General features: G+C 42.7%; 5 protein-coding genes. 1 reads left to right on the top strand and 4 read right to left on the bottom strand.

Features of this window, described 5'->3' with window-relative positions; genetic code table 11:
- Positions 1-162: 162 nt before the first annotated feature.
- Positions 163-366 carry a hypothetical protein gene (locus OKB81_RS19245; RefSeq protein ID WP_111874286.1) on the bottom strand — a complete coding sequence of 68 codons (204 nt, stop codon included), beginning with the start codon at positions 364-366 and terminating at the stop codon, positions 163-165.
- A gap of 108 nt (positions 367-474) precedes the next feature.
- Here OKB81_RS19245 and OKB81_RS19240 point away from each other — a divergent pair, with 108 nt between their 5' ends.
- Positions 475-933, top strand: coding sequence for an antitoxin Xre/MbcA/ParS toxin-binding domain-containing protein (locus tag OKB81_RS19240; protein ID WP_307772470.1), 459 nt, complete (start codon positions 475-477; stop codon positions 931-933).
- A 474-nt stretch (positions 934-1,407) separates the two neighbouring features.
- Here OKB81_RS19240 and OKB81_RS19235 read toward each other — a convergent pair whose 3' ends face one another.
- The 3 genes from OKB81_RS19235 to OKB81_RS19225 form a co-directional block, all read right to left on the bottom strand.
- The gene (locus tag OKB81_RS19235) at positions 1,408-1,788 is read right to left on the bottom strand and encodes a diacylglycerol kinase (protein WP_039026395.1); all 381 of its coding nucleotides are present in this window, start codon (positions 1,786-1,788) and stop codon (positions 1,408-1,410) included.
- Between the two features lie 117 nt (positions 1,789-1,905).
- The gene (locus OKB81_RS19230) at positions 1,906-3,531 is read right to left on the bottom strand and encodes an MCR-3-related phosphoethanolamine--lipid A transferase (protein WP_101531736.1); all 1,626 of its coding nucleotides are present in this window, start codon (positions 3,529-3,531) and stop codon (positions 1,906-1,908) included.
- Positions 3,532-3,597: 66 nt separating this feature from the next.
- On the bottom strand, positions 3,598-5,220 hold the full coding sequence (locus OKB81_RS19225; protein ID WP_111273845.1) for a phosphoethanolamine--lipid A transferase MCR-3.16: 1,623 nt from the start codon (positions 5,218-5,220) through the stop codon (positions 3,598-3,600).
- Positions 5,221-5,506: the final 286 nt, after the last annotated feature.

The raw sequence follows: 5,506 nt of genomic DNA, 5'->3' as shown, positions 1-5,506 counted from the left end.
TACCTAAAATGAAAGAAGCCAATGCGGTCTTGTTGATGGATAAATTTATCTACTACCTGAAGCAACACCGCTTATATACCCGCACACTTGGAATTATTTGAGTCTCTAAAAATGAGGGGATCTCTGAGGTTGCATATCACAGATATCACCTGTATTGAACAGTTATTTTACATTCTGCTTTTGGATATCTTTGCACTCAAATTTTGGAGGTGTTTTCCAACCTGTAACACGCCCGCTGCGTTTGTTGATCCTGCGGTATTCATTCCCCAACAGGATTTCCCATTCAGAGCCGTTCTCCGATAGAACCTGAAAAGCAGTCCCCAACTCAATGCCTAAACCTGGTTCAGTACAGACCAACTCGGTCATCAGCCCTCCTCAATGTAGGGGCATTTGGTTGTTAATTTTCCACTCAAAACGACAGTTTGGGATAGGATAGCTCATGAGAGGTCGTGTTTGTACAATGAGGAATGCTACATGATGCCCTATGCAACCTATCATCCTAGTAGTGACGCAGCAGCTACTGCGAACTATCTCCTGGAAGCCCTTGGTATTCCTTGTGACCCACTAGGAGCACATCAATGGATCGTGGCTGGCGTAGCACCGGACATAGTCTATCGTCTTGCGGAATTGATGAAGACGGATGTGGGGACGGTTTGCCAGTGGGCTGATATTGGCCAGAGTACACTGGCCCGCAAGCTCCGGATTGCTGCCCCCTTATCAATATCGCAGGGTGCCAGGGTATACGGAGTGGCGCAGGCCCTCGATGCGGCACTCGTCTTTCACAGGAACGATACCGTCAAGACACTGTCGTGGTTAAACCGCACCGCCTGGGGCCTCGGTGGCGTAGCCCCAGCTAAATTGTTGGCTACACCAATGGGGGTTCAGGCTGTTGTCGATCTAGTGGGACGGATTCGGCATGGGGTGTGCCTATAAATTTAGGCAGCCTGCGGCCTCATCTTTCAGTTCAAAAAAACATCACGATAGTTTTTTTCAAATTTTTTCATTTTAGCCACTTGAAAAATACTGAAAACTGTCCATTTACTAATTATGAGAACAAAAGACTTTTTTAAACATTCCGCTGCTTCGCAGCGAAGATAAACCAGTTTTACTACTTCCCCACATACTATTTTATTAGAAGCGACACTCGCATTAGCATTGCAAACATGTCAAGCGTTTAATACGCAGGTTCAAACCTCATGTTGTCATTACTTAACTAAGTGTCAATTCTCGTATGAGTAGAATCAAGACAGAAAAACAGCCATAATAAAATATGGTTATTTTCGCACCTATGGTGCGGGCTAAACAGACAAAAGTTCCACCTTATAATTAGCATCTATTGTTTTTCATTAAACAGCCACTATTTATGGTGGCTGCCATGAATAATTAAAAATATTATTGATGATAACACTACCACCAGGTTAATAAATTACGCCCTGTCAATGCACCCCACACTATGGCATTCAACATCAGAGCAATGAAGACAGCCGCAGAGCCCATGTCTTTAGCTCGACCAGAAAGCTCATGATGCTCTGACCCTATTCTGTCTACTACTGCTTCAATAGCTGAGTTCAGGATCTCTACAATCACAACCAGCCAACTTATAACCATTAGGAGTAGTATTTGATTTAAACCATCTCCGACAAAAAACGCCAGAGGCATCAACAGCACAATGAGTAGCAGTTCCTGACGAAAAGCCGCTTCATGTCTCCAAGCTGAAGAAAGCCCCTTCATACTATAATTGGTGGCATGAATGATTCGGGTAATTCCAGTTGCACCAGGCTTTGCCATTTTAGCTTCCTCTTTCTGATTTGCCCGTTAAAAATTTCAACCATGAAATACACGGACAATAGTAATAAACCTATTATTTAACAGATGATTGGGGGCCTGAGCCCCCAATAATGTAATTTATTGAACATTACGACATTGACTGAAAATATCTAGACCCTTTTCGTAAACTGATGTTTTGACGTCCCAGATACCCAATACAGATGAGAAAATATTATCGTGTGAGTAACGAGTATCAGCGGCTTTCTGCTGCAAACACGCCATATCAACGCCTTTCTCTTTGGTAAATCCAGGTGACATCCACACCTGCATAGGAACACGGGTCTGATCATCCGGTGCAAACTTGTACGGTGTACCGTGTAGGTAAAGCCCTAATGCTCCCAGTGATTCACCATGATCGGAGACGTAGAGCAACGCGGTGTTGTACTTATCTTCGTAGGTTTTCAACTTGGCAATCATCTCTCCAATCACGAAATCGGTGTAGCGGATGGTGTTGTCATAGGTGTTGGTGAGCTCTTCATCTGTGCAGTTTTCAATATCACTGCGTGGACAGTCAGGGGTGAACTGACGATGAGCATCAGGGTAGCGCTTGTAGTAGGTTGGGCCATGGCTACCTATCAGGTGGAAGCCAACCAGCTTATCCCCTTTCATTTGAGCAATTTCACTATCGAGGTCTTGAAGGACAACCTCGTCATAGCATGTGTTTTTATCGCAGAACTTAGGGTGATCCTTTGGTTCGATTTCGATGTTAGGTACTCGGTCGCAGACGCCTTTGCAGCCTCCATCGTTCTCCTTCCAAAAAATGGAGATCCCCGTTTTTTGCAACACATCTAGCAGGCCCTCGCTATTGCGAGCGCGATTATCATCAAACTCCTTTCTCCCCATATTGGAGAACATGCAGGGGACGGATACAGCGGTTGCTGTCCCGCAGGAGCGGACATCGTTAAAGGAGATCACACCACCAGACTTACTTGTGAATGGGTTGGTATCTTTCTCATAGCCATTCATTGAAAAGTTCTTACCACGAGCAGTCTCACCAACAACCAGGAACATCAATGTTGGTTTGTCCTTTTTCGTAACCCGTGTGGCATCATCACCTAAAGTAACAAAAGGGATGGGCTCTGCCATATAGCGTCTATACAGGTACTTACTGGTGCTATACATGAAGTTAGCTGGAACGATTTCACGATTTAGAGTCTGATTGTTACGACCAATTGATGCGTAATCTTGGTAGTACAAGGCAGCAATTATCCCAACTATTACCAAAGAGAAAAACATAGATAACAATCGCTGGGCGATACCTTTGTACCAGGTAGATGCATACTCAATTTTCACAAAAAATATCAATGCTGCGGGTAACAAACCGGTCAAAATAACCCAGATTATTATTGGAGCGTTAACGTATGCAAAAGCTTCGCTTTGGTTTGTTTCAAATATATTCTGGATCATATCACCATCAAACAACACACGATATTTCATCATGGTGTAACTGGCGATAGAACCTGTAACAAACAGGAATGCAAAGAACGGCTTCATCAGAAAGCGGATCGAGAATGGCATGAAGACGAAGTTTAATGCAGCAACAAGTAGGAATGGGATTGAAACTACAAACCCTATTTTGAAGTGCTCGATGTTAGACAATATGTCATAGAAATGGAGCAGAACGGGCCAGTTCAGCAAAAATGCGAAGACCAAAGCCAATAGCAGTACAAATGGAACAACTTTTATTCTGACAGCTGAAAACATAACAATTACCTGTTAAACGTCTATTTCTATAAAAACCACTTCATTAAAATATCAACGATTCGCAACTCAATTATTCCGACATTGCTTAAAGATATCTAATTCTTGTTCGTAGATAGCCGTCTTCACATCCCATATTCCCAGGACAGAAGAAAATATGTTGTCATGAGAATAGCGATTAGCTGCGGCATTTTTCTGCAAACATTCCATATTCATGCCTTTTTCTTTGATGAAACCAGGTGACATCCACACCTGCATAGGAACACGGGTCTGATCATCCGGTGCAAACTTGTACGGTGTACCGTGCAGGTAAAGCCCTAATGCTCCCAGTGATTCACCATGATCGGAGACGTAGAGCAACGCGGTGTTGTACTTATCTTCGTAGGTTTTCAACTTGGCAATCATCTCTGCAATCACGAAATCGGTGTAGCGGATGGTGTTGTCATAGGTGTTGGTGAGCTCTTCATCTGTGCAGTTTTCAATATCACTGCGTGGACAGTCAGGAGTGAACTGACGATGAGCATCAGGGTAGCGTTTGTAGTAGGTTGGGCCATGGCTACCTATCAGGTGGAAGCCAACCAGCTTATCCCCTTTCATTTGAGCAATTTCACTGTCGAGCTCTTGAAGGACAACCTCGTCATAGCATGTGTTTTTATCGCAGAACTTTGGGTAATCCTTCGGTTTGATCTCGATGTTAGGAACTCGGTCGCAGACGCCTTTGCAGCCGCCATCGTTCTCCTTCCAAAAAATGGAGACCCCCGTTTTCTGCAACACATCTAACAAACCCTCGCTATTACGAGCGAGATTATCATCAAACTCCTTTCTCCCCATATTGGAAAACATGCAGGGGACAGATACAGCGGTTGCAGTCCCACACGAACGAACATCATTAAAGGAGATCACGCCACCAGATTTACTGGTAAATGGATTGGTGTCTTTCTCATAGCCATTCATCGAGAAATTTTTACCACGAGCGGTTTCACCAACGACCAGAAACATCAACGTGGGCTTACTTTGATTAGTATCCCGTTTTGCATCATCACCTAAAGTTGTAAATGGGATTGGTTCAGCAAGATAACGATTGTAAACGTATTTAACGGTACTATTAACGAAATTGGCTGGAACAATCTCACGCTGGAGGTTTGAATTGTTGCGCCCCACTGACACATAATCTTGATAGTATAGTGCTGCAATAACCGCAATCACTATAAGTGATGCAAACATCGATAGGGCACGAGTTAGAATCCCTTTGAACCATTTTTCCTCATATTCAATTTCAACAAAGAAAAGTAAAATGGCAGGGATAAAACCAGCAATAGTAACCCATACTATAATTGGTAAGCTTAAATATGCTAACGCCTCATTTTGATTGGTTTCAAAAATATTCTGAATCATGTTTTGATCAAACAAGACTCTATACTTCATCATTGTGTAACTAACGATTGCACTAAGTGCGATAAGAAGTGCAAAAAAAGGCTTTATTAAATACCGTATCGAAAATGGAACAAATACAAAGTTAAGCGCTGCAACAAGCAATATTGGTAATGAAATGGCGAAACCAAACTTAAAATCTTCTAATTTGTAAAGGATTTCGTAAAAATGGAGAACTCCACGCCAGTTCAGCATAAATGCAAAATACAGTGCCAAAAAGAACATAAGCGGAACAATTTTTATTTTTATAAGGGAAGGCATACTTACTCCATTAATAGTCCAACAATCACTTTCTAACGAGACATCTTGTCTTTATGTTGAAAATGAATGGTAACAAAGCTGTACGTGAGCTTAAGCGGCATTTTGTCATTTACTGATAAAAATGCGATCTTAATCACAAATGTCTTATCCGAAATGATACACAGCTAAAATTAAGGAAGTCTTAAGATGCGCTTCGTTCAGCTTTCTATGGCGTTGTTGCCCAAATCGACTATTGAAACGCCCTTTCCTCCGGCCTTGAGCGATGGCTACACTCGGGGCCTTCTGA

Source organism: Aeromonas sp. QDB56, assembly GCF_027705505.1.
In the GTDB taxonomy this organism is placed as follows: Bacteria; Pseudomonadota; Gammaproteobacteria; order Enterobacterales; family Aeromonadaceae; genus Aeromonas; species Aeromonas caviae.
Note: the sequence above shows the minus strand (reverse complement) of the source record. Positions and strands in the feature narration are given on the sequence as shown.

What these genes read in the sequence shown, in the direction of transcription:
- OKB81_RS19245 (WP_111874286.1), bottom strand. Translation starts at nt 366, where the DNA reads ATGACCGAGTTGGTCTGTACTGAACCAGGTTTAGGCATTGAGTTGGGG.
- OKB81_RS19240 (WP_307772470.1), top strand. Translation starts at nt 475, where the DNA reads ATGATGCCCTATGCAACCTATCATCCTAGTAGTGACGCAGCAGCTACT.
- OKB81_RS19235 (WP_039026395.1), bottom strand. Translation starts at nt 1,788, where the DNA reads ATGGCAAAGCCTGGTGCAACTGGAATTACCCGAATCATTCATGCCACC.
- OKB81_RS19230 (WP_101531736.1), bottom strand. Translation starts at nt 3,531, where the DNA reads ATGTTTTCAGCTGTCAGAATAAAAGTTGTTCCATTTGTACTGCTATTG.
- OKB81_RS19225 (WP_111273845.1), bottom strand. Translation starts at nt 5,220, where the DNA reads ATGCCTTCCCTTATAAAAATAAAAATTGTTCCGCTTATGTTCTTTTTG.